Origin of the sequence: Streptomyces asoensis (assembly GCF_013085465.1) — a bacterium.
In the GTDB taxonomy this organism is placed as follows: domain Bacteria; phylum Actinomycetota; class Actinomycetes; order Streptomycetales; family Streptomycetaceae; genus Streptomyces; species Streptomyces cacaoi_A.
This window is the reverse complement of sequence record NZ_CP049838.1, coordinates 2,922,128-2,947,524: the sequence shown is the minus strand read 5'-3', so window position 1 is coordinate 2,947,524 and position 25,397 is coordinate 2,922,128. Positions and strand designations below refer to the sequence as shown.

28 protein-coding genes are annotated in these 25,397 nt (G+C 71.7%); 18 read left to right on the top strand and 10 right to left on the bottom strand.

Annotation, left to right across the window (positions count from 1 at the left end; genetic code table 11):
- Positions 1-147: 147 nt before the first annotated feature.
- The 5 genes from G9272_RS13235 to G9272_RS13215 all read left to right on the top strand — a co-directional run bounded on the left by G9272_RS13235 (position 148) and on the right by G9272_RS13215 (position 4,355).
- A complete protein-coding gene (locus G9272_RS13235) occupies positions 148-612 on the top strand; it encodes an SRPBCC family protein (protein WP_171396769.1) in 465 nt (154 codons plus the stop codon).
- Between the two features lie 89 nt (positions 613-701).
- Positions 702-1,877 carry an ArsA family ATPase gene (locus G9272_RS13230; RefSeq protein WP_171396768.1) on the top strand — a complete coding sequence of 392 codons (1,176 nt, stop codon included), beginning with the start codon at positions 702-704 and terminating at the stop codon, positions 1,875-1,877.
- An 81-nt stretch (positions 1,878-1,958) separates the two neighbouring features.
- Positions 1,959-2,471, top strand: coding sequence for a DUF5304 domain-containing protein (locus tag G9272_RS13225; RefSeq protein ID WP_171396767.1), 513 nt, complete (start codon positions 1,959-1,961; stop codon positions 2,469-2,471).
- Between the two features lie 67 nt (positions 2,472-2,538).
- Positions 2,539-3,492, top strand: a complete 954-nt coding sequence (locus G9272_RS13220) for an ROK family glucokinase (RefSeq protein ID WP_171396766.1) — start codon at positions 2,539-2,541, stop codon at positions 3,490-3,492.
- Positions 3,493-3,593: 101 nt separating this feature from the next.
- A complete protein-coding gene (locus tag G9272_RS13215; protein ID WP_171396765.1) occupies positions 3,594-4,355 on the top strand; it encodes an endonuclease/exonuclease/phosphatase family protein in 762 nt (253 codons plus the stop codon).
- Between the two features lie 3 nt (positions 4,356-4,358).
- On the opposite strand, the gene G9272_RS13210 is transcribed toward G9272_RS13215, so the two are convergent.
- Entirely contained in the window at positions 4,359-5,021 is a 663-nt protein-coding gene (locus G9272_RS13210) for a hypothetical protein (protein WP_171396764.1), read from the bottom strand.
- Complete coding sequence (locus G9272_RS13205; protein WP_171396763.1) at positions 5,014-5,793, bottom strand: alpha/beta hydrolase; 780 nt, start codon at positions 5,791-5,793, stop codon at positions 5,014-5,016. Before G9272_RS13205 ends, G9272_RS13210 begins: the two co-directional genes overlap by 8 nt.
- Positions 5,794-5,952: 159 nt before the next feature.
- On the opposite strand from G9272_RS13205, the gene G9272_RS13200 reads away from it, so the two are divergent.
- The 4 genes from G9272_RS13200 to G9272_RS13185 all read left to right on the top strand — a co-directional run bounded on the left by G9272_RS13200 (position 5,953) and on the right by G9272_RS13185 (position 9,813).
- Complete coding sequence (locus G9272_RS13200; protein WP_171396762.1) at positions 5,953-6,711, top strand: lysophospholipid acyltransferase family protein; 759 nt, start codon at positions 5,953-5,955, stop codon at positions 6,709-6,711.
- Positions 6,712-6,760: 49 nt separating this feature from the next.
- On the top strand, positions 6,761-7,987 hold the full coding sequence (macS, locus tag G9272_RS13195) for a MacS family sensor histidine kinase (RefSeq protein ID WP_171396761.1): 1,227 nt from the start codon (positions 6,761-6,763) through the stop codon (positions 7,985-7,987).
- Complete coding sequence (locus G9272_RS13190) at positions 7,984-8,664, top strand: response regulator (RefSeq protein ID WP_171396760.1); 681 nt, start codon at positions 7,984-7,986, stop codon at positions 8,662-8,664. The genes macS and G9272_RS13190 overlap by 4 nt, the downstream gene beginning before the upstream one ends.
- A 120-nt stretch (positions 8,665-8,784) precedes the next feature.
- On the top strand, positions 8,785-9,813 hold the full coding sequence (locus G9272_RS13185) for a 6-phosphofructokinase (RefSeq protein WP_171396759.1): 1,029 nt from the start codon (positions 8,785-8,787) through the stop codon (positions 9,811-9,813).
- Positions 9,814-9,820: 7 nt separating this feature from the next.
- Here the strand turns inward: G9272_RS13185 and G9272_RS13180 are convergent, their stop codons facing one another.
- Positions 9,821-11,728, bottom strand: coding sequence for an anthranilate synthase family protein (locus G9272_RS13180; RefSeq protein ID WP_171396758.1), 1,908 nt, complete (start codon positions 11,726-11,728; stop codon positions 9,821-9,823).
- Positions 11,729-11,852: 124 nt separating this feature from the next.
- Positions 11,853-11,909 carry a trp operon leader peptide gene (locus G9272_RS46170; RefSeq protein ID WP_078912442.1) on the bottom strand — a complete coding sequence of 19 codons (57 nt, stop codon included), beginning with the start codon at positions 11,907-11,909 and terminating at the stop codon, positions 11,853-11,855.
- Between the two features lie 96 nt (positions 11,910-12,005).
- Here G9272_RS46170 and G9272_RS13170 point away from each other — a divergent pair, with 96 nt between their 5' ends.
- On the top strand, positions 12,006-13,358 hold the full coding sequence (locus G9272_RS13170; RefSeq protein WP_171396757.1) for a class II 3-deoxy-7-phosphoheptulonate synthase: 1,353 nt from the start codon (positions 12,006-12,008) through the stop codon (positions 13,356-13,358).
- A gap of 123 nt (positions 13,359-13,481) precedes the next feature.
- Positions 13,482-13,724 (top strand): (2Fe-2S)-binding protein, encoded by a 243-nt coding sequence (locus G9272_RS13165; RefSeq protein WP_171396756.1) that lies wholly within the window; start codon positions 13,482-13,484, stop codon positions 13,722-13,724.
- Between the two features lie 8 nt (positions 13,725-13,732).
- Here G9272_RS13165 and bfr read toward each other — a convergent pair whose 3' ends face one another.
- Positions 13,733-14,212, bottom strand: coding sequence for a bacterioferritin (gene bfr / locus G9272_RS13160; protein ID WP_020129964.1), 480 nt, complete (start codon positions 14,210-14,212; stop codon positions 13,733-13,735).
- 198 nt (positions 14,213-14,410) lie between these two features.
- Here bfr and G9272_RS13155 point away from each other — a divergent pair, with 198 nt between their 5' ends.
- The gene (locus G9272_RS13155) at positions 14,411-15,043 is read left to right on the top strand and encodes a sulfite oxidase-like oxidoreductase (RefSeq protein WP_171396755.1); all 633 of its coding nucleotides are present in this window, start codon (positions 14,411-14,413) and stop codon (positions 15,041-15,043) included.
- A 16-nt stretch (positions 15,044-15,059) separates the two neighbouring features.
- On the opposite strand, the gene G9272_RS13150 is transcribed toward G9272_RS13155, so the two are convergent.
- The 5 genes from G9272_RS13150 to thiO form a co-directional block, all read right to left on the bottom strand.
- On the bottom strand, positions 15,060-15,938 hold the full coding sequence (locus G9272_RS13150) for a deoxyribonuclease IV (protein WP_171396754.1): 879 nt from the start codon (positions 15,936-15,938) through the stop codon (positions 15,060-15,062).
- Between the two features lie 45 nt (positions 15,939-15,983).
- Positions 15,984-17,924, bottom strand: a complete 1,941-nt coding sequence (gene pknB, locus G9272_RS13145) for a Stk1 family PASTA domain-containing Ser/Thr kinase (RefSeq protein ID WP_171396753.1) — start codon at positions 17,922-17,924, stop codon at positions 15,984-15,986.
- Between the two features lie 137 nt (positions 17,925-18,061).
- Positions 18,062-18,856, bottom strand: coding sequence for a thiazole synthase (locus G9272_RS13140; protein WP_171396752.1), 795 nt, complete (start codon positions 18,854-18,856; stop codon positions 18,062-18,064).
- A gap of 3 nt (positions 18,857-18,859) precedes the next feature.
- Positions 18,860-19,060: a sulfur carrier protein ThiS gene (gene thiS, locus G9272_RS13135; protein ID WP_171401962.1), complete on the bottom strand. Its 201-nt coding sequence runs from the start codon at positions 19,058-19,060 to the stop codon at positions 18,860-18,862.
- Positions 19,061-19,116: 56 nt separating this feature from the next.
- Entirely contained in the window at positions 19,117-20,283 is a 1,167-nt protein-coding gene (gene thiO / locus G9272_RS13130) for a glycine oxidase ThiO (protein ID WP_171396751.1), read from the bottom strand.
- Between the two features lie 160 nt (positions 20,284-20,443).
- Here thiO and G9272_RS13125 point away from each other — a divergent pair, with 160 nt between their 5' ends.
- From G9272_RS13125 to G9272_RS13100, 6 genes are all read left to right on the top strand, one after another.
- Positions 20,444-20,794 (top strand): hypothetical protein, encoded by a 351-nt coding sequence (locus G9272_RS13125; RefSeq protein ID WP_171396750.1) that lies wholly within the window; start codon positions 20,444-20,446, stop codon positions 20,792-20,794.
- A gap of 32 nt (positions 20,795-20,826) precedes the next feature.
- The gene (locus G9272_RS13120; protein WP_437184270.1) at positions 20,827-22,074 is read left to right on the top strand and encodes an NAD(P)/FAD-dependent oxidoreductase; all 1,248 of its coding nucleotides are present in this window, start codon (positions 20,827-20,829) and stop codon (positions 22,072-22,074) included.
- 59 nt (positions 22,075-22,133) lie between these two features.
- A complete protein-coding gene (locus G9272_RS13115) occupies positions 22,134-22,499 on the top strand; it encodes an Rv2175c family DNA-binding protein (RefSeq protein ID WP_020129955.1) in 366 nt (121 codons plus the stop codon).
- Positions 22,500-22,577: 78 nt separating this feature from the next.
- Positions 22,578-23,225 carry a thiamine phosphate synthase gene (thiE, locus tag G9272_RS13110; RefSeq protein WP_171396749.1) on the top strand — a complete coding sequence of 216 codons (648 nt, stop codon included), beginning with the start codon at positions 22,578-22,580 and terminating at the stop codon, positions 23,223-23,225.
- 157 nt (positions 23,226-23,382) lie between these two features.
- Positions 23,383-24,306, top strand: coding sequence for a methylenetetrahydrofolate reductase [NAD(P)H] (metF, locus tag G9272_RS13105; RefSeq protein WP_171396748.1), 924 nt, complete (start codon positions 23,383-23,385; stop codon positions 24,304-24,306).
- A gap of 56 nt (positions 24,307-24,362) precedes the next feature.
- Entirely contained in the window at positions 24,363-25,397 is a 1,035-nt protein-coding gene (locus G9272_RS13100; RefSeq protein WP_171396747.1) for a hypothetical protein, read from the top strand.

Sequence of the window (25,397 nt, the reverse complement as noted above, 5' to 3'; positions counted from 1 at the left end):
GACGCCGCCCGGACGGTGTCCTGACTCCGGGTGAAGGCGGCAGGTCGGGCGCGCGGTAGCCTTCACGCTGCACACACGTGCGCGGCGGCTGGCGCACGGTGTCCTCTTCTCTACCTTTACCGGCCCGCATCTGGAGGAGCCACAGCGATGGCGGAACACACCAGCTCGAGCATCACGATCGAGGCGGCACCGGCTGAGGTCATGGCGGTGATCGCCGACTTCGCCCGCTACCCGGACTGGACCGGAGAGGTGAAGCAGGCGGAGGTCCTCGAGACGGACGGGCAGGGCCGCGCCGGGCAGGTCCGCCTGGTCATGGACGCCGGCGCCATCAAGGACGACCAGGTCCTCGGCTACACCTGGACCGGCGAGCACGAGGTGTCCTGGACGCTGGTGAAGTCCCAGATGCTGCGCCAGCTCGACGGCTCCTACCTCCTCAAGCCGGCCGGCGCGGGCGCGACCGAGGTCACCTACCAGCTGACCGTGGACGTCAAGATCCCCATGCTGGGCATGATCAAGCGCAAGGCCGAGAAGGTCATCATCGACCGCGCACTCGCCGGCCTGAAGAAGCGAGTGGAGTCGGGAGAGGCCGACCTCGAGGCGCCCGAGAAGTAGCGCCGGCCACGGGACCCGGGAGTCGGCAGGTCCGGGGGCGGGGTGAGGAGGTCGGGGGGCTGCTCCGACCTCCGTTACGGTTCACCCTCATGCGCACCATCCTGATCACCGGCCCTGGCGGCAGCGGACGCACGACCGTGGCGGCCGCCACCGCACAGCGCGCGGCAGCGGAAGGCACCCGCACCCTCGTCCTCAGCGCCGACCGCACCGACACCCTCGGCGCGGCGCTCGGAGTGCGGACCGGGGCGAGCCCCGTCCCGGTCGCCCCGTGCCTCACCGCCTGGCGTCCCGACGCCACCGCCGGCTTCCGGGACGACCTCGCCGGTTTCCAGGACCGTGCCTCCACCGTCCTCGACCTGCTCGGCGCCTCCCGGCTCGACCCCGAAGAGGTCACCCCCCTCCCAGGCGCCGAGGAGCTGACGCTGCTGCGCGCGCTGCGGGACGCCGCCCTCGCCGACGGCGGTGAGCTGCACGAACTCCTTGTCGTCGACCTGCCGCCCGTCTCACAGGCCCTCGCCCTGTTGGCCCTCCCGGAGGAGCTGCGCCGCTACCTGCGGCGTCTGCTCCCGCCGGAACGACAGGCCGCCCGGGCCCTGCGCCCGATGCTCGGCCGGCTCGCCGGGGTGCCGATGCCCGCCGAGTGGCTGTACGAGACGACCGCCCGCTGGGACATGGAGCTGGCCGCCGTCGAGGCCGTCCTCGCCGACCCCGGCACCGCCGTACGCCTGGTCGCCGAGCCGGGACCGGCCGGCGCCGATGCCGTCCGTGACGCCCGCCTCGGCCTCGCCCTGCGCGCCCTGCCCGTCGAGTCGCTCGTCGCCAACCGCGTCCTGCCCGAGGCGGCCGCCGACGACGGCCTGCTCGGCCGGCTCGTCACCCAGCAGCGCAAGGCCCTGGAGGAGTGGGGCGAGGCGGCCCGTCCCGTCGCCCACCTTGGCCACGACCCCCGCGGCGCCGACGACCTCGCCGCGCTCACCGTGCCCGCCGTCAACCCGGCGACCTCCCCGGTCGAGTGGCCCGTGGCCGACCGGCTCGCCCAGGACGGCGTGCTCGTCTGGCACCTCCCGCTGCCCGGCGCCATACGCGACGAGCTCGACCTCATCCGGCGCGGCGACGAACTGGTCGTCACCGCCGGGCCGTTCCGTCGTATCGTCGCGCTGCCCTCCGTGCTGCGCCGCTGCACCGTCGACGGCGCCGCGCTGCGCGACGGCGAGCTGTGCGTGCGGTTCGCGCCGGATCCCGGGCTCTGGCCACGGACCTACTGAGCGACGTTCCGCCGTTCGGGTAACGTCGTAGGGACGAGCCGTCATCAGGCGTCGTCGACCAGGAGTCATCAGGAGTCCGCCATGAGCGAAGAGCGCCCCACGCCCGACGCCGCCGGGGAGCCCGCCGGGACGTCAGGCTTCGACGAGCAGCCCCGCGCGACCGACGCCGACGCCTGGGCCACCGCCGCCGCCGAGGACCTGGCGGCGGAGAGGGCCCGCCGCCGCACCCAGGACGACCGGCCCCCGGGCTCGGCCGCCGAGGAACTGCGCAAGCTCGTCGACGCCGTCGGCGACAAGCTGTCCTCGCTCCAGTCCCCGCTGCTCGGGGCGGTCGCCGGACCCGCCGCCCAGCAGGTGGTCCGCCAGGTCGTCCAGCAGGCCAAGGCCGCCGTCGAGCCCGTCATCGAGCGCAACCCGGACGTCTTCGACCACCTCGCGGCCGCCGGCACCGAACTCCTCGCCGCCTACCGCTCCGCCGTCCAGACCCAGGAACAACGCTGGACGACGGGAGCGAACGACCCGGGGAACCCCCCGCGCGACCAAGGTCGCGACGGTGACGACACCGGTCCCGGCCAGCGCATCGACTTGGACTGAAGCCCTCCGGGGGCAGGGCCTCGGGTACGGTTGGCCGTAGCGGGGCTCGACCGAAACTGAGGGATTCATGGGACTCACCATCGGCGTCGACATCGGCGGCACGAAGATCGCGGCCGGCGTGGTCGACGAGGAAGGCAACATCCTCTCGACCTACAAGGTGCCGACCCCGGGCACGCCCGAGGGCATCGTGGACGCCATCGCCTCCGCAGTAGAGGGCGCGCGCGCCGGGCACGACATCGTCGGTGTGGGCATCGGCGCCGCCGGCTATGTCAACCGCCAGCGCTCGACGGTCTACTTCGCGCCCAACATCGACTGGCGCCAGGAGCCGCTGAAGGACGAGGTCGAGGCCCGCGTGGGTCTCCCCGTCGTGGTGGAGAACGACGCCAACGCCGCGGCGTGGGGCGAGTACAAGTTCGGCGCGGGCAAGGGCCACCGCAACGTCATCTGCATCACCCTCGGCACCGGCCTCGGCGGCGGCATCATCATCGGCAACAAGCTGCGCCGCGGCCACTTCGGCGTCGCCGCAGAGTTCGGCCACATCCGCATGGTGCCGGACGGCCTGCTGTGCGGCTGCGGCTCGCAGGGCTGCTGGGAGCAGTACGCCTCCGGCCGCGCCCTCGTGCGCTACGCCAAGCAGCGCGCCAACGCGACCCCCGAGAACGCCGAGATCCTGCTGTCGCTGGGCGACGGCAACCCCGACGGCATCGAGGGCAAGCACATCTCCATGGCCGCCCGCCAGGGCGACCCCGTCGCGGTCGACTCCTATCGCGAGCTCGCCCGCTGGGCCGGCGCCGGCCTCGCCGACCTCGCCTCCCTCTTCGACCCCTCCGCCTTCATCGTCGGCGGCGGCCTCTCCGACGAGGGCGAGCTGGTCCTCGACCCGATCCGGAAGTCCTACAAGCGCTGGCTGGTCGGCGGCAACTGGCGCCCGGTGGCCGATGTCATCGCGGCCCAGCTGGGCAACAAGGCGGGCCTGGTGGGGGCGGCGGACCTGGCGAGAGAGCCCGACCCGATCATGTAGTCGTACTGCGCATTGCTGCATATCGCGTCAACACGGGGGCCGCTCGCGGCCCCCGTTCGCTTTTCCGGACGTAGCGGACGCGGCGGCGTATCTTGATCGCTATGCCGACGACCTCGCCGCTACCCAACTCCCGCACCGAGCCCGACGGTTCGGCCGTCATCCGGGTCCTCAGCTACAACATCCGCTCCATGCGGGACGACACCGACGCCCTGGCCCGGGTCATCACGGCCTGCGCCCCCGATCTGACCCTCGTCCAGGAGGCCCCCCTCTTCTTCCGCTGGCGCAAGAAGCTCGCCCGACTCGCGGCCGCCTCCGGCCAGGTGATCCTCACCGGCGGCGGCACGGCGGCCGGCCCGGCCGTCCTGTGCTCGCTGCGGGCGACCGTCGAACGCACCGAGGACGTCCTGTTGCCGCTCACCCCCGGCCAGCACCGCCGGGGCCTCGCGACCGCCGTGGTCCGCTTCGCCGGTGCCCGGCTCGGTGTGGTCGGCTGCCACCTCGGTCTGACGGCCGCCGAGCGCTACGAGCAGGCGGGCATGCTGCTCGACCGCCTCGCCGGGATGGGCGTGGAGCACGCGGTCGCGGGTGGCGACATCAACGAGAGCCCCGGTGGCCGCACCTTCGGCCGCCTGGCCACCGCCCTCCAGGACTGCCGCACCGCCGCCCCCTGGGGCGCCGAGGACAGCTTCCCGTCCACCGGGCCGAACCGTCGCATCGACGGGATCTTCGTGACGAAGGGCGTGGAGGTGCTGGGCTGCGGGGTGCCGATCGGCCTCCCCGGAGTCACCGAGAGCGACTTGAGGGCGGCCACGGACCACCTTCCGGTCCTCGCCGCCCTCAGGATCCCCGCGGACACGGCCTAGGCCCTAAACGACCGCTCCCCGTCCCGGATCCCCGTCCTCCTCGTCGTCCGTGCGCATCCGCATCACCAGCGTGGCGAAACCGCCGAGGAAGCCGCCGATGCCGACGGTCGACAGCCACCACGTCATCTCCCAGCCCAGCAGCACCGCGAGCAGGAGCAGCAGCGGCCCGCCGATCACCCCGAGCCAGGCGAACTTGGCCGTGGTGTCGGCGGCGGGCAGCGGCGGCGGCTCCGGCGGGACGAAGTGACCCTCGTCGTCGCCGTCGAAGTCCTCCTCCGCGGGCTCGGGCGCGGTGTAGTCGCGCGGGCCGACACCGGGCGCGAAGGCGATCGAGCTGCCCAGCGGCTTGGCCGGTTCCTTCTCCTCGCCGGGCTCCTTGGCGGGGTCCTTGGCGGAGTCCTTCGCGGAGTCCTGGCCGGATTCCGCCCCGGACTCCTCGTCGTTCGTCTCGACCTCGAGCAGCGCCAGGTCCTCGACCGACTTGAACGGCTTGGCGCCCGGCGGGTCCGCCGGCTCCTCGCCGTATCCCGCGACGATCGCCGCCCACGCGGCGGCCTCGTCGAAGGGCACGCTCTGCTCCTCCGACGCGCGGCCCTCCCGGCCCTCCGGGCCGTCCCGCTCGTCCCGGTTCTCCCGGTCCTCACGGTCGGAGTCGTGCTCAGCCACCTACGGCCGTCCCTTCCTTGCCGACACTGGACGCGATCCGGGCGATGAACGCGTAGCTCTCCTCGAAGATCCGGTCCGCATCGTGGTCCAACGTTGCCACGTGGTAGCTCTGTTCCAGCAGGATCTCGGTCACGTCGGTCGACGACACCCGGCCGAGGACCCGGGCCGAGTCGGCGGCCGGCACGACATGGTCCTGGACGCTGTGCAGAAGCAGCAGCGGCTGGGTGACCTGCGGCAGTTCGCCGTCGATCATCCGCAGGAAGGTGCGCAGGGAGTGCGCCGAGTGCAGCGGCACCCGGTCGTACCCGCTCTCCAGCACGCCCTCCTTCGCGATGTCGCTGGTGATCCCCTTCGTCGTCCGGACGAGATGGCGGGCCACCGGAAGGGCGTACGCGGACAGGCCGTGCACCCGGTTCGCCGGGTTGACGACGATGACGCCCTCCACCCCGTCCCCGTGCTTCGCGGCGAGCCGCAGGGCCAGTGCGCCGCCCATCGACAGACCGGCCACGAACACCCGGGAGCACCGGTCGCGCAGCGCGCGCAGCTCACGGTCCACCTCCGCGTACCAGTCCGGCCAGCCGGTCAGCGCCATGTCCTCCCAGCGCGTGCCGTGTCCCGGCAACAGCGGCAGCGAGACGGTCAGACCCTGCCCGGCCAGGTACCGGGCCCAGGGGCGCAGCGACTGCGGGGAACCGGTGAAGCCGTGACAGAGGAGCACCCCGACCTCTCCGCCCTCATGGCGGTACGGCTCGGCTCCAGGAAGGACCGGCACCTTCGGTCTCCTGTCTTCGTCTGTTCTTCATGGGAGGGACGTGTGCTTCACCGTACGCGACCGCACTGACACCGACCAGGGTCGTCGGAGCCTTTGCGGCCACTCCGGGTTAAGGTCTGACCGACACAATCAGGAGGCACTCGCTTGTTGTACGGCGCGATGAAGGTCGCTATCGGGGGACCGCTGAAGGTCACCTTCAGGCCCTGGGTGGAAGGCCTCGAGAACATTCCCGCCGAGGGCCCCGCGATCCTGGCGAGCAACCACCTGTCCTTCTCGGACTCGTTCTTCCTGCCCGCGGTCCTCGACCGCAAGGTGACCTTCATCGCGAAGGCCGAGTACTTCACCACGCCCGGTGTGAAGGGCCGGCTGACGGCGGCCTTCTTCAAGGGCGTCGGCCAGCTCCCGGTGGACCGCTCCGGCGGTCGCGGGGCCGGCGAGGCGGCGATCCGGAGCGGCATGGAGGTGCTCGAGCGGGGCGAGCTGTTCGGCATCTACCCGGAGGGCACGCGCTCGCCCGACGGCCGGCTCTACCGCGGCAAGCCGGGCGGCCTCGCGCGCGTGGCGCTCGCCACCGGCGCGCCCGTGATCCCGGTCGCGATGATCGACACCGAGAAGATCCAGCCGCCCGGGAAGGTGCTGCCGAAGGTCATGCGGCCCGGCATCCGCATCGGCAAGCCGCTGGACTTCGCCCGGTACCAGGGCATGGACCACGACCGCTTCGTGCTGCGCGCCGTGACCGACGAGGTCATGTACGAGATCATGAAGCTCTCCGGCCAGGAGTACGTCGACATCTACGCGACCGCCGCCAAGCGGCAGATCACCGAGGCGGCGAAGGCCGACAAGGAGGCGGAGAAGGCCGCGAAGGCGGCGCTCGCGCAGGCCGAGAAGGACCAGGCGAAGAAGGACAAAGAGCAGTAGTAGGTCAGTGGACGGCAGTCAGTAGTCGGGGCCCGGGGGCGGGGGACGGATGGCCAGGCGCGAGCAAGTCATGAGGATGTCGGTCGAGCTGCCGCTGTGGCGTGCGCTCGCCGGCTACCGGGTGCTCACCATGCTGTACGCGGTGGGTTTCTTCGCCACCGCCTACGACGGGTTCGCCCGGCCCTGGGTCGCCGTCGGCTACTACTGCGTCCTGTTCGTCTGGACCGTGGCCACCCTGCCCAAGGTCGCGAGCGCGGCGAGCTGCACCAAGCGCTTCCTCGCCGCCGACCTCACCATCGCGCTCACCGGCATCCTGCTCACGACCGTGGCCGACACCCACGAGCGCATCCAGTCGGGCGGCCCGACGCTGCCGTCGATATGGACCGCCGGCTCCGTCCTGGCGTTCGCCATCAAGGGCGGCTGGCGCTGGGCGGCGTTCGCGTCCACGGCTGTCGCGGTCACCAACCTGGTCGAGCGCGGTACCCCGGCCCGCGACACCATCCACAACGTGATCCTCGTCTGGGTCGCCTCCATCGCCATCGGCTACGTCGTCGAGGTCGCCCGCGCCTCCGAGCGCACCCTCGCCCGCGCGCTGGAGATCGAGGCCGCGACCCGGGAGCGGGAGCGGCTCGCCCGGGACATCCACGACGGCGTGCTCCAGGTGCTGGCCATGGTGCAGCGGCGCGGTGCGGTCCTCGGCGGTGAGGCGGGCGAACTGGGCCGGATGGCCGGCGAGCAGGAGGTCGCGCTGCGCACCCTGGTCGCCGGCGGCCTCGTACCCGTCTCGCGGGTGTCGCAGGACGCGGCCGAGGGGGCCGTCGTGCGGGTGGTGGAGGAGCCGGCGGAGCAGACCGGTCCGGTCGACCTGCGCTCGCTGCTCGCCCCCTTCGCCGCCGCCCGCGTCAACCTCGCCGAGCCGGGCGCCCCGGTGCTGCTGCCCGCGCCCGCCGCGAGGGAGCTGGCCGCGGCGGTCGGGGCCGCCCTGGACAACGTACGCAGACACGCAGGGGAGGACGCCCGGGCCTGGATCCTGGTGGAGGACGAGCCCGGCGAGGTGATCATCACCGTGCGGGACGACGGGCCCGGCATCCCCGAGGGCCGGCTCGCGCAGGCCGAGGGCGAGGGGCGGCTCGGGGTCGCCCAGTCGATCCGGGGCCGGCTGCGGGACCTCGGCGGCAGCGCCGAGCTGATCTCCACCCCGGGGCAGGGCACGGAGGTCGAACTGACGGTGCCGAAGGAGAAGAACGTGCGGCGGGGGAAAGCGGGACAGCGATGAGCAGGCAGCAGGATCCGATCAGGGTCATGGTGGTCGACGACCACCCCATGTGGCGCGACGCCGTCGCCCGGGACCTCGCCGAGGCCGGCCTCGACGTGGTCGCCACCGCCGGCGACGGGGAGCAGGCCGTGCGCCGAGCCAAGGCCACCACGCCCGATGTGCTGGTGCTGGACCTGAACCTGCCGGCCAAGCCCGGCGTCCAGGTGTGCAGGGAGGTCGTGGCGGCCAACCCGGCCCTGCGGGTCCTGGTGCTGTCGGCGAGCGGTGAGCACGCCGACGTGCTGGAGGCGGTGAAGTCCGGCGCGACCGGCTATCTGCTGAAGTCGGCGTCCACGGAGGAGTTGCTGGACGCGGTGCGCCGCACGGCCGTCGGCGACCCGGTGTTCACCCCGGGCCTGGCCGGACTGGTCCTCGGCGAGTACCGCCGGCTGGCCTCCGACCCCGGCCCCGCCGCCGGCGGGGGCGACGAACCGAACGCGCCCCGGCTGACCGACCGGGAGACCGAGGTGCTGCGGCTGGTGGCCAAGGGCCTGAGCTACAAGCAGATCGCCGAACGACTCGTCATCTCGCACCGCACGGTCCAGAACCACGTCCAGAACACCCTCGGCAAGCTCCAGCTCCACAACCGGGTGGAACTGGTCCGGTACGCGATAGAGCGCGGCCTCGACGACGAGTGAGGGCGCCGCGGCCAATCCCCGGTCGATTCACCGGAATTGGACCCGCCCAGGCGTATCTGTGTGACCTGGATCACCATTACCGTGACCTTCGTCGGCCAACCGCGGCGAAGGGACACTTCCATGCGCGTCGGAGTACTGACCGGAGGCGGGGACTGCCCCGGCCTCAACGCCGTCATCCGGGCGGTCGTCCGCAAGGGCGTCCAGGAGTACGGCCATGAATTCGTCGGGTTCCGCGACGGCTGGCGGGGCCCCCTGGAAGGGAGGTCGATCCGCCTCGGCATCCCCGCCGTGCGCGGCATCCTGCCCCGCGGCGGCACGATTCTCGGCTCCTCGCGGACCAACCCCCTCAAGGAGGAGGACGGTATCCGCCGGATCAAGGACACCCTGGCCCGGCAGAAGATCGGAGCCCTCATCACCATCGGCGGCGAGGACACCCTCGGGGTCGCCGCCCGCCTCTCCGACGAGTACCAGGTGCCCTGCGTCGGCGTCCCGAAGACCATAGACAACGACCTGTCCGCCACCGACTACACCTTCGGCTTCGACACCGCCGTGGGCATCGCGACCGAGGCCATCGACCGGCTGCACACCACCGCCGAGTCCCATATGCGCGTCCTCGTCGTCGAGGTGATGGGCCGGCACGCCGGCTGGATCGCCCTGCACTCGGGCCTGGCCGGCGGCGCCAACGTCATCCTCATCCCCGAACAGCGCTTCGACATCGAGCAGGTCTGCGCCTGGGTGACCTCCCGCTTCCGGGCGTCCTACGCCCCGATCGTGGTCGTCGCCGAGGGCGCGATGCCGAGGGACGGTGACGTGGTGCTGAAGGACGGGACGCTGGACTCCTTCGGACACGTCCGGCTGTCCGGCGTCGGAGAGTGGCTCGCCAAGGAGATCGAGCGGCGGACGGGGAAGGAGGCCCGCACCACGGTCCTCGGTCACGTCCAGTGCGGCGGCACGCCGAGTGCCTTCGACCGCTGGCTCGCCACCCGCTTCGGCCTGCACGCCATCGACGCCGTCCACGAGGGCGACTTCGGCACGATGGTCGCCCTGCGCGGCACGGACATCGTCCGCGTACCGATCGCCGAGGCCACCGCGAAACTGAAGACGGTGGACCCGAAGCTGTACACGGAGGTCGGCGTGTTCTTCGGCTGACGGACCGCTAACGGGCCGGCCGCGGCTCGGCGCACACCCGGGCCACCAACTCCCGCACCACGGCAGCCCCGTTCAGCGTCAGCACGGACTCCGGATGGAACTGGACCCCGGCGAGCGCGTTCATCGGCGCGCCTTCGGCCCGCCGCGGCCCGCGCAGCGCGTGCACCTCGCCGTTCGCGGCCCGGCTCACCTCCACCCCGTGCGCGGCCAGCTCGCGCAGCGCCTCGTCGTCGCACAGCGCCACGAAGCTGTTGTAGAACCCGACGGTCTCCGCCCGCCCGAACAGGTCCACGGTCGTCTGCGCCCCCTGGTACGGCACCTCCTTCCGTACGATGTCCAGCCCCAGCTCCGCCGCGATCAGCTCGTGCCCGAGGCAGACCCCGAGGACACCGTGCCGGTGCTCCCGGATCACCCGCGCGGTCAGCTCCCGCAGCAACCGCATCTTCGGGTCGGTCAGATCGGAGGGGTCGCCGGGGCCGGGGCCCAGCACGACCGGCCCCTCGTGAGCGAGCACCGAGGCCGTCAGCCCGGGCTCGTCGTAGCGCCGGACGCTCACCTCGAGACCGCTCGAGCGCAGCACATGCGCGAGCATCGCGGTGAAGGTGTCCTCGCCGTCGACGACGAGCGCGTGCCCGGTCAGCTCCTCCGTCCGCTCCTGCATCCGCAGCCAGAACGGCGCCAGCGAGGCCCGCCGTCCGTCCAGCGCCGCCCGCACCCGGGGGTCGTCGGCCAGCCGGGGCCGCGCGCCGTCCGTCCGGGGCCTGGCCGGCCGGACACCGAGCGCGGCCAGCACGCCCGCCGCCTTCGCGTGCGTCTCCGCGACCTCGCCCGCCGGATCCGACCCGCGGACGAGCGTGGCGCCCACCGGCACCCGCAGCCGCCCGGCCGCGTCGATGTCGGCGGTGCGGATGAGAATGGGGGAGTCGAGGGTCTGCGCCCCGCCAGGGTCCCGGCCCAGCAGTGCCAGGGCGCCGGCGTAGTAGCCCCGCCCGACACCGTCCCGCCCGAGGGGCTCGTACCGCTCGATGACCCGGCAGGCGTTCTGCACGGGCGAGCCGGTGACGGTCGCCGCGAACATGGTCTCCTTCAGCACCTCCCGCACATCCAGCGAGGACCTGCCGCGCAGCTCGTACTCCGTGTGCGCGAGATGCGCCATCTCCTTCAGCCGGGGTCCGATCACCACCCCGCCCATGTCACCGACGGTGCACATCATCTTGAGCTCCTCGTCGACGACCATCGACAGCTCCTCGATCTCCTTGCCGTCGGCGAGGAAGTCCAGCAGCCGCTCGGGCGTCGGACCCTCCGCCGGATATCGGTACGTCCCGCTGATCGGGTTCATCACGACCGTGCCGCCGGACATCCGCACATGCACCTCGGGGCTGGCGCCCACCAGCGTCCGGTCCCCGGTGTGCACGACGAACGTCCAGTAGGCGCCCCGCTCGCCTTCGAGGAGCCGTCGGAAGAGGGCCAGCGCGTCGGCCCGGCCGAATCCCGGGATCCGCCCCCGGTACGTCCGCCGGATCACGAAGTTGGCACCCTCGCCCCGGCCGATCTCGTCCCGCAGCACCCGCCCGACGATCTCCGCGTACTCCTCGTCGGCCACGTCGAAGCCGCCGTCCTCGACGCGCACGTCCCCTTCCGGCAGCTGAGCGAGGGCGTCCGCCAGAGGCAGGACGTGACGCTCCTCGGGAACCAGCACGGCCAGCGGGGTGCCGTCGTCGCGGACGTCGAAGCCGCGCTCGCGGATCTGCCGGAAGGGGACGAGCGCCAGGCCCTCCTCGGGCAGGTCGGCGAGCCGGTCGTACGTGGCGACCGGGCCGAGCAGCACCTCCACCGTGTCCGCGTCATGACCGGGAGTGCGGCGGCGGAGCAGGGCGAACGGGCGGTCGTCGTGGAGCAGCCGTGCCAGGTCCATGGGGTTCCTCTTCCGTCGATCTCGATCTCGATCTCGATCGATGTCGGTATCGGTGAGGAACGGCCCCGGACACGCCGAAGGCCGCCCCTCGGGCGGCCTTCGCGAAGTCTTGCGTACGCGCAGTTCAGTGGGCCGCCGGATGAGCGGTCCACCACCAGTTCTGGGTCGAAAGCGCGAACATGCGACGCACCCTACCCCACGCGCACCTGAGCGCAGGGGCGTCTCACCTGTCGAGCCGGGAGAAAACGACTCGACACGACCCCGTAATGTTGAGGGCGTGACCGTGAACGCTAAGACCAGCGCGAGCGCTGGCAACACCTGGCGAGACCTGCCCGCGGCGCAGCAGCCCGAGTACCCCGACACCGAGGCTCTGCGCGCAGTGATCGCGGACCTCGAGTCGTATCCGCCGCTCGTCTTCGCGGGCGAGTGCGACCAGCTGCGCGCCCGGATGGCGGCCGTCGCCAAGGGAGAGGCGTTCCTTCTCCAGGGCGGCGACTGCGCCGAGGCGTTCGACGGGGTGTCCGCCGATCAGATCCGCAACAAGCTCAAGACGCTGCTCCAGATGGGCGCCGTGCTCACGTACGCGGCCTCGGTGCCGGTCGTCAAGGTCGGCCGGATCGCCGGCCAGTACTCCAAGCCGCGCTCCAAGGGCACCGAGACCCGCGACGGCGTGACCCTGCCGACGTACCGCGGCGACTCGGTCAACGGCTTCGACTTCGACGAGGCGTCCCGGATCCCGGACCCCGAGCGGCTGAAGCGGATGTACAACGCGTCCGCCTCCACGCTCAACCTGGTGCGTGCCTTCACCACCGGCGGCTACGCCGACCTGCGCCAGGTGCACGCCTGGAACCAGGACTTCGTGAAGCAGTCCCCGTCCGGTCAGCGCTACGAGCAGCTCGCTCGTGAGATCGACAACGCGCTGAACTTCATGCACGCCTGCGGGGCCGACCCGGAGGAGTTCAAGACGGTCGAGTTCTTCTCCTCGCACGAGGCGCTGCTGCTCGACTACGAGTCCGCCCTGACCAGGGTCGACTCCCGCACCGGGCGGCTGTACGACGTCTCGGCGCACATGGTGTGGATCGGCGAGCGCACCCGGCAGCTGGACCACGCGCACGTCGAGTTCGCCTCGAAGATCCGTAACCCGATCGGCATCAAGCTCGGCCCGACGACCACGGCCGAGGAGGCGCTGAAGTACATCGAGCGCCTCGACCCCGACCGTGAGCCGGGCCGGCTGACCTTCATCGTCCGCATGGGCGCCGACAAGGTCCGCGACAAGCTGCCCGAGCTGGTCGAGAAGGTCAGCGCCTCGGGTGCGACCGTCGCCTGGATCACCGACCCGATGCACGGCAACACCTACGAGGCGGCCTCGGGTCACAAGACCCGCCGGTTCGACGACGTGCTCGACGAGGTCAAGGGCTTCTTCGAGGTCCACAAGGGCCTCGGCACCCACCCGGGCGGTATCCACGTGGAGCTGACCGGCGACGATGTCACCGAGTGCGTGGGCGGCGGCGACGAGATCTTCGTCGACGACCTGCACCAGCGCTACGAGACGGCCTGTGACCCCCGCCTGAACCGCAGCCAGTCCCTGGACCTGGCCTTCCTGGTGGCGGAGATGTACCGGGACCAGTGACCTTCCGGTCATGGAGGTGGGGCGCGGATCACATACGATCCGCGCCCCACTCCACTTTTGCGTCCGTCGACCGCCGGGTAAGGTTAGGTTAGCCTTATTGATCTCGGCGGGAGGTGAATCCGCGTGTTCGTATGCAGCTGCTTCGGTGTGACCGAGGCGCAGGTCCAGCAGCACGCGGACAACGGAGCCTGCACCCCCCGCCAGATCGCCTCCGCCTGCAAGGCGGGCACGGACTGCGGGTCGTGCGTCCGTCGTATCCAGGCGATCCTCGGCCGGGGCGCCTTGCCGCGCCGCGACCTCGCCGGCCAGGGCAGGCCGGTCCTCGCCGGACTCGAGGAGTACGAAGGCCTCGAGGAAGCCGCCTAGCCAGAGGCTCAGCTCTCCGGCTGTTCGATCAGCTGCGCGAGGTACAGCGCCTCACCGAGCTTCTCCACCAGGTCGAGCTGCGTGTCGAGGTAGTCGATGTGGTGCTCCTCGTCCTCGAGGATCGATTCGAAGATGTTCGCGGACGTGATGTCACCCTTTTCGCGCATCACCTTGATTCCGCGCTTCAGCCGGTCGATCGCCTCGACCTCGACCTGACGGTCGGCCTCGAACATCTCCTTGACCGTCTGCCCGACCCGGACATGGAAGAGCCGCTGGTAGTTCGGCAGCCCGTCCAGGAACAGGATCCGGTCGGTGAGCACCTCGGCGTGCTTCATCTCGTCGAACGACTCGTGCCGGGTGTACTTCGCGAGCTTCGTCCAGCCGAAGTTCTCCTGCATCTTGGCGTGGAGGAAGTACTGGTTGATCGCGGTGAGCTCGCCGGTGAGCTGCTCGTTGAGGAACTCGATGACCTCGGGGTCGCCCTGCATCGGAGAGGCTCCTTCCACATGGGGAATCGGGACGGGGAATCGGGGAGGCTGCCGCCGAATGATTGCACCGGTGTCGAAGATCGTCCAGTAAGTGCGTACTTAGTAAGTTAGTGCATGCTTAGTAGCAGTTGCCCGATTCGGGATATGCCCGGTCATGGCTGGTCATGTGCACCGTCCAGGGTCTGTCAGGATGGAGTCATGGGTCAGCCGGTGGAGCGCGAATCTGGAGAAGAAGCAGTGTCCGAGCTTCCGCCGGGACAGCGACTTCAGCGGGGATGGCCCGTCACGCACTACGGTCCGGTGCCCAAGTTCCGGCCCGAACGCTGGGAGTTCAGGGTCTTCGGCGCCACCGCCGACGGTGAGAAGCGCTGCTGGAACCACGAGGAGTTCACGGCCCTTCCGTACGCGTCCGTCGTGGCCGATCTGCACTGCGTGACGAAGTTCAGCATGCTCGGCGCCGAGTGGGGCGGGATCCCCGCCCGCACCATCCTGGAGAGCGCTCCGCCCGCCCCGAACGTCACCCATGTGATGGTGTGGGCCGAGTACGGCTTCAGCTCGAACCTGCGCCTGTCCGACTTCGCCGCCGAGCGCACGATCTTCGCCACCCACAAGGACGGCGAGCTGCTCACCGCCGAGCACGGCTTCCCGCTGCGGCTGGTCGTTCCGCACCTCTACGCCTGGAAGGGCCCCAAGTGGGTCCGCGGCGTCGAGTACATGACCGCCGACCGCCGCGGTTTCTGGGAGGAGCGCGGCTACCACAACCTCGGCGACCCCTGGAAGGAACAGCGCTACTCGTACCAGGAGGGGCCGGGGGACGGCCCGGAACTCTGATCTCCCCGGTACGGCGTCAGCCGTCCCGGAGCTTCTTCAGCCGCTCCACGTCCGCCGCGTGCCCCTCCTTGCCGCCGGGCGTCTCGATGATCAGCGGTACGCCCGCGGTGGCCGGGTGGGTCATCAGCGCCCGGAACGGGTCCTCGCCGATGTGACCCGCGCCGATGTTCTCGTGCCGGTCCTTGTGGGCGCCGACCACGTCCTTGGAGTCATTGGCGTGGATCAGCTTCAGCCGGCCCTCGCCGACCGTGTCCACCAGCAGATCGAGGGTCTGGTGCATACCGGCCGGGCCGGTCAGATCGTGCCCGGCCGCGAAGATGTGGCAGGTGTCGAGGCAGACGCCCAGCTTGGGATGGGCGTCCAGCGCCTCGAAGTACGGCCCGAAGTCCCAGGTCCGGGAGCAGAGCGAGGCGCCCTGGCCGGCGGTGGACTCGAGCAGCAGGAACGGGTCGTCGTCGTGGGTCAGCTCGTCCAGCAGCGGTAGCAGATACTCCCGCACCTGCTTCAGCGCCACGGACCGGTCCCGCCCGCCCGTCGCGCTCCCCGTGTGCACGACCACACCCAGTGCGCCGATCTCCCGCCCGCGGCGCAGTGAGTGCCGCATCGACTCCACCGACCTCTCGGCCGTCGCCTCGGTGTGCGAGCCGAAGTTGATCAGGTACGGGGCGTGTACGTACGCCGGGACCGCCTGCGCCGCGCACGCCTCCCGGAAGGCCTCGTCCTGTCGCGGGTTGCCGACCGGAGTGGCCCAGCCGCGCGGGTTGGCGACGAAGACCTGGACCGTCTCGGCCTCGAGGTCGTGCGCGTACGACATGCCCACGTCGTGCAGACCGCCGGCCACGGGGACGTGACCGCCGATGGGGTTGCGGGAGGGGAGGGGGGCTCGAGAACTCACCCGTTCAGGGTGTCATGCCCCGCGCACCGCCCCGGCACCGCCCGGTCACCGGATGGTGATCGTGATCGTCGATCCCTTGGGTGCCGTGTCGCCGCCGTCCACGGACTGGCTCTTCACGGTGTCGCCGAAGATCCCGAGCAGCCCCCGGTCCTCCTCGACCTCGAACCCGGACTGCTCCAGGAGCGACTTGGCGTCGTCGACGCTCGCGCCGACCACGTCCGGCACCTCGACCATCTCCGGTCCCTTGGACACCGTCAGCGTCACCGTGTCGCCCTCGGCGGCCTCGCTGCCCTCCTCCGGGGTCTGGGTCGCGACCAGGCCCTTGTCGAACTCGGAGTTGACCTGCTCGGTGGCGACCTTCACCTTCAGGCCGGCCTCCTCCAGCTCGGCCCTGGCGTCGTTCAGGGCATCGCCGGTGACGTCCGGGATGTCGACCGGGGCGCCCTTGCTGACCACGATCGACACCGCGGTGCCCGCGCGGCGCTTCGTGCCCGCCTCCGGGTCGGTGCTGATCACGAAGCCCTTGATGACGTCCTCGCTGAACTCCTGGGTGACCAGACCCGGCTCCAGGCCGTCCGTCTTCAGCAGCTCCTCGGCCTTGTCCTGCCGGGAGCCCGTCACATCCGGCACCTTCACGATCTCCGGGCCGTCGGAGACGGTGAGCGTCACGGAGTCGTGCTTGCGGATCCGGGCGCCCGGATCGGGGTCGGTGTCCATGACGGTGCCGCGCTTCACGGTGTCGCTGTGCTGGTGCCGCACCTTGCCGACCTCGAGGCCGGCGGCCTCCAGCCGTGTCCTGGCCTCCGCCTCCTTCTGCGTCAGCACCGCGGGGACCTTGGTGAACTGGCCGGAGTTGATGTACCAGACACCGGCGCCCACGCCGAACACCAGCAGGACGGCGGCGATGAGCGCGAGCACCCCGCGCCGGGGCCGTGCGGAACGGCGTCGGGGCGGCAGGGGCGGTCCGCTCTGGAAGCGAGAGGTGCGGTTGAGCGGGTCCTCGCCGTCGGCGGGGTCGTCGTCGTTGACCGGCAGCGGACGGGGCACGGTGAGCGAGCGCGGGATCACGCTCGTCCGGTCCTCGGCGTTGTCGTGTCCGCCGGAGACGGCCTGCGGCGGCATCGCGTCCAGCTGGTCCACGCTGAGCGGAGCGCGCGCCTCCCGTACCTGCCCGAGCAGCGCGACGGCGTCGTACGGCCGGACGTCGGGGGTGCGGGCGGTGGCCGACGCCACGAGCTCGTCCAGCTCGAACGGCATCCCGGGGACGAGGGCGGACGGCGGCGGAACGTCCTCGTGGAGGTGCTTGTAGAGCACGATCGCGGGGGAGTCGCCGTCGTGAGGTTTCTCACCGGTGAGCATCTCGTAGAGCACCACCCCGCACGCGTACACGTCGACGCGGGGGTCGGCGGCGCCGGGCTGCTCGATCTGCTCGGGAGCGAGATAGGCGACGGTGCCGAGCACTGCGCCGGTGGTGGTGGTCACGGTGTCGACGGACCGCACCAGACCGAAGTCCGCGACCTTGACCCGCCCGTCATCCCCTATCAGCACGTTCTCGGGTTTCATGTCCCGGTGCACGAACCCGGCCCGGTGCGCGGCGCCGAGGGCGGCCAGCACGGGCTCCAGGATGTCCAGCGCGGCCCGCGGCTGGAGCGCCCCGCGCTCCCGCAGCACGTCACGCAGCGTGCACCCCGCGATGTACTCCATGGCGAGATAGACGTACGACCCATCGGCACCCTGGTCGAACACCTGAACGACGTTCGGGTGGGCGAGCCGGGCGACGGACTTCGCCTCCCGGATGAACCGCTCGACGAACGCCCCGTCGGCGGCGAGCGCCGGGTGCATCACCTTGAGCGCGAGCACGCGGTCCAGGCGGGTGTCCACGGCCCGGTAGACCGTGGCCATCCCGCCGACCGCGATCCGCGCCTCTACGCGATACCGGCCGTCGAGCAGCTGCCCGACCAGAGGGTCCTGAAGGGTCGTGTCCACGCAGGTGAGTCTACGAGCCGCCGCTGACACCTCCGCCGGTTCCATCGCGATCGCAGCGCGACTGGAGCCGACCTGTGACGCAACCCACGGGTCCCACGACTCCCGTATCCGCAGACCGGACGGTAACGGAGCGGCGGTCAGAACGCGGGGCGCTCGGGGTCCAGCACGGCCCGGCCCTCCACGGGCGAGGACGCCTCCGCGAAGTAGCGGGGCGGGATCCGTCCGGCCAGCCGGGCCAGCCTTCCCGCCTCCACGCCGGCCCGCATGGCCGACGCCATCCGCTCGGGTTCCCGCGCCCGCGTCACCGCCGACGCCAGCATCACCCCCGCACACCCCAGCTCCATCGCCAGCGCCACGTCCGACGCGGTGCCCGCCCCCGCGTCCAGAATCACCGGCACGCGCGCGTGCTCGACGATCAGCTGGAAGTTGTGCGGGTTGCGGATGCCCAGACCGGAGCCGATCGGAGAGCCCAGCGGCATCACCGCCGCGCACCCCACGTCCTCCAGCTTCCTGGCCAGCACCGGATCGTCGTTCGTGTACGGCAGCACCGTGAACCCGTCGTCCACCAGTGTCTCCGCCGCCTCCAGCAGTTCGATCGGGTCCGGCAGCAGCGTGCGCTCGTCGGCGATGACCTCCAGCTTGATCAGATCGGTGCCCAGCGCCTCCCGCGCCAGCCGAGCCGTCAGCACGGCCTCTCCTGCGGTGAAACAGCCCGCCGTGTTCGGCAGCACCCGGATACCGAGCCGCTCCAGCACCGACAGCACGGAACCGTGCACCGAGGGGTCCACCCGGCGCATCGCGACCGTCGTCAGCTCGGTCCCGGACGCCATCAGCGCCCGCTCCAGCACCTCCAGGCTGGGCGCACCCCCCGTGCCCATGATCAGACGGGACGAGAAGGACCTGCCGCCGAGGACGAAGGGATCGTCGGCCATGGCTCAGCCTCCCTGGACCGCGGTGAGGACTTCCACCCGGTCACCGTCGCGCAGAGCCGTGGACGGCCACTGCGCGCGCGGGACGACGGTCTCGTTGAGCGCGGCGGCCACCCCGGAGGGCGCCGGCGTGAGGGACCGAACGACGCTGTCGAGGGCCGTACCGGGAGCGAACTCCCGCCGCTCTCCGTTCACCGAGACGTTCACGCGGGCGTTCCCGTGGGCGTTTCCATGGGCTTCCGTATGGGTGTTCGTGTGGGTGTTCATGCGGGCTGCTCCGAGAGTGCGGTGGCGCCGAAGCGCCGGGGCGTGAAGGGACGGGCCTCGTCCGGGAGCTCCCCGGTGGCCAGGGCGTGCGCCATCGCGTCACCCGTCACCGGCGTCAGCAGCACGCCGTTGCGGTAGTGGCCGGTGGCCAGCAGCAACCCCGCCAGCTCCGTCGGCCCGAGCAGCGGCGCGTTGTCCGGGGACCCGGGCCGCAGCCCCGCGCGCGTCTCCGTGAGCGGCAGCTCGGTGATCCCCGGGACCAGCTCATGGGCGTCGCGCAGCAACCCGTACACGCCCCCCGCCGTCACCGTGGTGTCCCAGCCCAGCTCCTCGCTGGTCGCGCCCACGACCAGCTCGCCGTTCTCCCGGGGGACCAGGTAGACCTGGCTGCCGCGCACCACGGCCCGCACGGTCCGGCTCAGGAACGGTGCGTACCGCGGCGGCACGGTCAGCCGCAGCACCTGGCCCTTCACCGGCCGTACGGGAGGCAGCACGTCCTGCGGCACCCCCGCGAGCCGTCCGCTCAGGCTGCCGCCGGCGAGCACCACCTGCCCCGCGTCCAGGGCCGAACCGTCCCGCGTGACGACCCCCGCGGCACGCTCGCCCACGACGGACAGCCGCTCGGCCCGCACGCGGTGGAAGGTCACGCCGACCCGCTCGCACGCGGCCACCAGCGCCCCGGTCAGCCGCCGCGGGTCGATCTGGTGGTCGCCGTCCACCCGCAGCCCGCCCCGCACCCCGGGCGCCAGCAGTGGCTCCAGGCGCCGGCACTCGCGCCCGGACAGCCACTCGGACTCCAGCCCCGACTGCTGCTGGAGGGCGTGCAGTTCGCGCAGATGGGCGCGGTCGTCGGAGTCCAGCGCGACCGCGAGCGTGCCGCAGCGCCGGTAGCCGAGGTCGTGCCCGGTCAGCTCCGTCAGCTCGGCCGCGAACTCCGGATAGCGGCGGGCGGAGGCCAGGTTGAGGCCGAGCAGGGTCTGCTCGCCGTGGTGCAGTTCCGTGACGGCGGCCAGCATCCCGGCCGCCACCTGGGCGGCCCCGCCGCCCGGTGCCGGGTCGACCACCGCCGTGGCGAAGCCGCGCTGCGCGGCCCGCCAGGCCGTGACAAGGCCGATGATCCCGCCCCCGATGACGAGGACGTCTGACGTACGTGGAGACGACATGGGCGTCCAGCCCCTCCCTTCGCCGGCATGACCCGGATCAGGTTCGACGGTCGGAGGCCGCCAGCCTCCCTCTCAGCCCGGTGCGTCCGGACTCCCGCGTGTGCTCTAGGTTGGCCACCCTAGCCCGTGGTCCGGCGCCTCTGTAAGGGAGCCTTTCGTCATGCCCCGCTCGCTGGACGGCCTCGTCCTCGCACCCGTCGCCGACCAGGCCCCGGGCCAGGTCGGCACCCGCACCCGCTTCACGTACCACGAGCGCGGCGGCGAGATCTGGGCGGAGTACGCGGGTGGTGACGTCGTACGCGGGCATCTGGTGGGTACCCGGGAAGGGGACCGGCTCGACTTCCGGTACGTACAGCTCAAGCACGACGGGACGACGTCCTCGGGGCACTGCGTCTCGACGGTCGTGGAGCTCGCGGACGGACGGGTGCGGCTCGAGGAGAGCTGGGCGTGGGAGTCGCAGGAGGGCAGCGGCACCAGCGTTGTGGAGCAGGTCACGGCGCACGACAGCTGACTGACGGATTGTCAGCCGCCTAAGGTGATCAGGTGAGCGAGCATAGGCAGGAAGAAGGCGGCCCGTCCGGGCGGCGCGTGGTGGTCGTGGGCGCGGGCATGGCCGGGGTGCAGACCGCCGTCGCGCTGCGTGAACAGGGCTTCGACGGCACGGTGACGCTGATCGGCGCGGAGCCCCACCAGCCCTACGACCGGCCCCCGCTGTCCAAGGCCGTCCTGCTCGGCAACGCCGAGGGTTCCGCCTTCGACGTCGACTTCGAGGGTCTCGGCATCGAGTTGGTGCTCGGCCGCGAGGTCAGCGGCCTTCGCCCCGCCGACCATGAACTGGACACCGAGGCCGGGCCCGTCGCGTACGACGTCCTCGTCCTCGCCACCGGCGCCGAACCCATCCGGCTGCCCGGCGCCGAGGGCGTGCCCGGCGTGCATCTGCTGCGCACCCTGGACGACGCCGAACGGCTGCGGCCCGTACTCGCCCGGCAGCATGACGTCGTGGTCGTCGGCGCCGGCTGGATCGGCGCCGAGTTCGCCACGGCCGCGCGGGAGGCCGGCTGCGCGGTCACCGTCGTCGAGGCCGCCGACCGGCCGCTGGCCGGGGCCCTGCCCGCCGAGGTCGCCGCCCCGATGACCGCCTGGTACGCCGACAGCGGCATCGATCTGCGCACCCACGCGCGTGTGGAGCGCGTCGAGCCCGGCGCGGTCGTCCTGGACGACGGCTCCCGGCTGCCCGCGGGCGCCGTCGTGGTGGGCATCGGCGCCCGCCCCGCCACCGCCTGGCTGGCCGGCTCCGGTGTCGCGCTCGGCGCTCACCGTGAGGTCGTGGCCGACGCTCATCTGCGGACCTCCGTGCCCGATGTGTACGCGGTCGGCGACTGCGCCTCCTTCCCTTCCGGGCGGTACGGCGAGCGGCTCCTCGTCCATCACTGGGACAACGCCCTCCAGGGGCCGCGCACGGTCGCGGCGAACATCGTCGGCGCCGCCACCGACGAACCCCTGGCCGTCTACGACCCCGTCCCGTACTTCTGGTCCGAGCAGTTCGGCCGCTTCGTCCAGTACGCCGGACACCACGCCGACGCCGACCGCGTCCTGTGGCGCGGCGATCCGTCGGGACCGGCCTGGTCGGTGTGCTGGCTGCGCGCGGACCGGCTGGTCGCCCTGCTGGCCGTGGGCCGGGCGCGCGACCTCGCCCAGGGCAAGCGGCTGATCCAGGCGGGCACGCCCATGAACCCGCGGCTTCTCGCGGACCCGGCGAGGCCTCTGAAGGCGGCGACGGCGGCGGCCTGAGCGCCTGGTCGGACCGGCCCGGTTTCCGACTGTCAGCGGCAGATGGCAGGCTTGTTCCCGTGACCGAGATTGACGCAAAGACCGATGCTCTCGTCCCCGCCTGGCTCACCGTGCCCGACATCGCGGAGATGCTCGATGTCGACGTGATCCGCGTCCGGCAGCTGATCAAGGACGGCCAGCTCATCGCCGTACGCCGAGGCGAGAACCGCGCGCTGCACATCCCCGCCGCCTTCATCGACGGGGACAAGGTGGTGAAGGGCCTGGTCGGGACCCTGACCCTGCTGCGGGACGACGGCTTCAAGGACGAAGAGATGCTCGAGTGGCTCTTCACCCCCGACCCGAGCCTGCCCGGCACCCCCGCGCAGGCCCTGAGTGAGAATCGCGGCACGGAGGTGAAGCGCCGCGCCCAGGCGCTCGCCGTCTGATCCGCGTATTCGAACCGACACACCCGGCGTACGGGGGCGCTCGCTCCCGTACGCCACCGCCCTGGGGGGACCTTTCGTATGCCCGACACCGCCCGCACCGGCCTGGCCGACGCCCTGCTGTACCTCTGCACGGACGCCCGCACCCGACAGGGCGACCTCCCGGAGTTCCTGGACGCGGTCCTCGCGGGCGGCGTCGACATCGTCCAGCTGCGTGACAAGGGCATCGAGGCGGCCGAGGAGCTGGAGCACCTCGAGGTGTTCGCCGACGCCTGCGCCCGGCACGGCAGACTGCTCGCGGTCAACGACCGCGCGGACGTCGCGCACGCGGCCGCCGCCGGCGTGCTCCACCTCGGACAGGGCGACCTGCCGGTCCCCGCGGCCCGCGCGATCCTCGGCGAGGACGTCCTCATCGGCCGCTCCACGCACACGGAGGCGGAAGCCGAGGCCGCCGCCCTCCAGGAGGGTGTCGACTACTTCTGCACCGGCCCCTGCTGGCCCACCCCCACCAAGCCCGGCCGGCCCGCCCCCGGCCTCGACCTGGTCCGGCACACGGCCGCCCTCGGCACCGACCGCCCGTGGTTCGCCATCGGCGGTATCGACCTCGGCAACCTGGACGAGGTACGGGCGGCGGGCGCCCGCCGGGTCGTCGTCGTCCGGGCGATCACGGACGCGGACGACCCGGGTGCCGCGGCGGCGGAGTTCGCGAAGCGGCTGCGCGAGGCGTGACCCGGCCGGCCCCGGCCGGTCTTCCGGCGCGGCTGATACTTCCGGCGCGGCTGGTACTTCTGGTACGGCTGTCCAAGGGATGGACAACAAGTCGACAAACCGGGCAAATTTCCCGCATCGGGTTGGGGGACCGCCCACCCCTGGCTAACCTGCGGGTATGGCCCTAGGAACCGCATCCACCAGGACGGACCGCGCGCGCACCGTGCGCGACATCCTGGCGACCGGCAAGAAGACGTACTCGTTCGAGTTCTACGCGCCGAAGACGCCCAAGGGTGAGCGGAGCCTGTGGAACGCGCTGCGCCGGGTCGAGGCGGTTGCCCCCGACTTCGTCTCGGTGACGTACGGTGCCGGCGGCTCCACCCGGGCGACCACGGTCAGGGAGACCCAGCAGATCGTCGTCGACACCACCCTCACGCCGGTCGCGCACCTCACCGCCGTGGACCACTCCATCGCCGAGCTGCGCAACATCATCGGCCAGTACGCCGACGCCGGGATCCGCAACATGCTCGCCGTGCGCGGCGACCCGCCCGGCGACCCCATGGGCACGTGGGTGCCGCACCCCCAGGGCCTGACGTACGCCGCCGAACTCGTCCGGCTCATCAAGGAGTCGGGCGACTTCTGCGTGGGTGTCGCCGCCTTCCCCGAGATGCACCCGCGCTCCGGCGACTGGGACACGGACGTCGCGCACTTCGTCGACAAGTGCCGGGCCGGCGCCGACTACGCCATCACGCAGATGTTCTTCGAGCCCGAGTCCTATCTGCGGCTGCGCGACCGGGTCGAGGCGGCCGGCTGTGTGACTCCGGTCATCCCCGAGGTCCTGCCGGTGACGAGTGTGAAGATGCTGGAGAGCCTGCCCAAGCTCAGCAACGCCCACTTCCCGGCCGCCCTGAAAGAGCGGATCCTCACAGCCAAAGACGATCCGGCCGCTGTACGCTCCATTGGCATCGACTTCGCCACGGAGTTCTGCGCACGGCTGCTGGCCGAGGGAGTGCCCGGACTGCACTTCATCACGCTCAACAACTCCACGGCGACGCTGGAAATCTACGAGAACCTGGGCCTGCACCATCCGCCGCAGGCCTAGACCGGTCGCATTCACATACGACACACTGCGTAGCGGCCACTGGGAGAGGGGCGTACATGGGCTGGACGGTCCTCTACATCGCGTTTGGCTTTGTCGCGCTGTGGCTGCTCGGCGAGGTTCTGCTTCAGTACAAGGCGCGGCTGCGCTGGCGGCTGTTGGCCTTCGTCGGCTTCCTCGGTGTCGTTCTCGGTGTCCTGATCCCGTCGGTCGTCGTCATCGCGCTGGGCGCGGCCGCCTTCGCGGTCGGCCAGACCTACGTCACGCTGTCGTTCCGGCGCGGCTTCGCGGAGGGCTGGGCCTTCCGGCGCGGGGACGCGGACACGGACGGTGAGGCCGGGACCGTCAGCAAGCGGCGCCGCGGCAAGGCCGAGCGCAAGGACCCGACGCTCGAGGTCTCCGGCCTGGAGGCGGGCGAGGCCGGGTTCGGCTCCGACTCGCAGTACGGCACCGACGACGTGCCGTTCGGCCAGGGCAGGAACGCCTTCGGCGACAAGAGCGCCTTCGGCGACGACGACTACGACCGCGACGACGTCTTCACGCCCGCGGCCCGCAGCGCCGACCCCTCGGCCGCCGAGACCACGTCCGTGTACGAGCCGCAGCCCCTGCCCGACGACACCGGCTCCTACGGCATATACAGCGACGCCGCGTACGCGGCCGCGGGCGGCCAGGGCCAGTCGCAGGACCAGCCCCAGGACCAGTACGCGACGGCCGCCCAGGGCACGGACCAGAACTACGGGTACGACACGTACTCCGGGTACCACCAGCAGCAGTACGGCTACGACGCCACCGGCGAGCAGCAGTACGCCGCCTACTCCGACCCGTACATCGGCACCCAGACCTACGGCGGCGGCTCCTACGACGCCGGCTACGGCCAGCAGCAGTACGGGCAGCAGGGCTACGGCCAGGAGCAGTACGGCACCGGCGGCTACGGGGAGACCCCGGCCGGCGGCGTCTGGGTCCCGCAGCAGCGCAGCACCGACGACCCGCTGGGCGGCGAACTCCCGCCCGAGCAGCAGTACCCCTACCAGGGCGACGGGCAGCAGCAGGGGCACGGCCAGGGCACCGGCTACGACGAGCAGTATCGGTTCTGA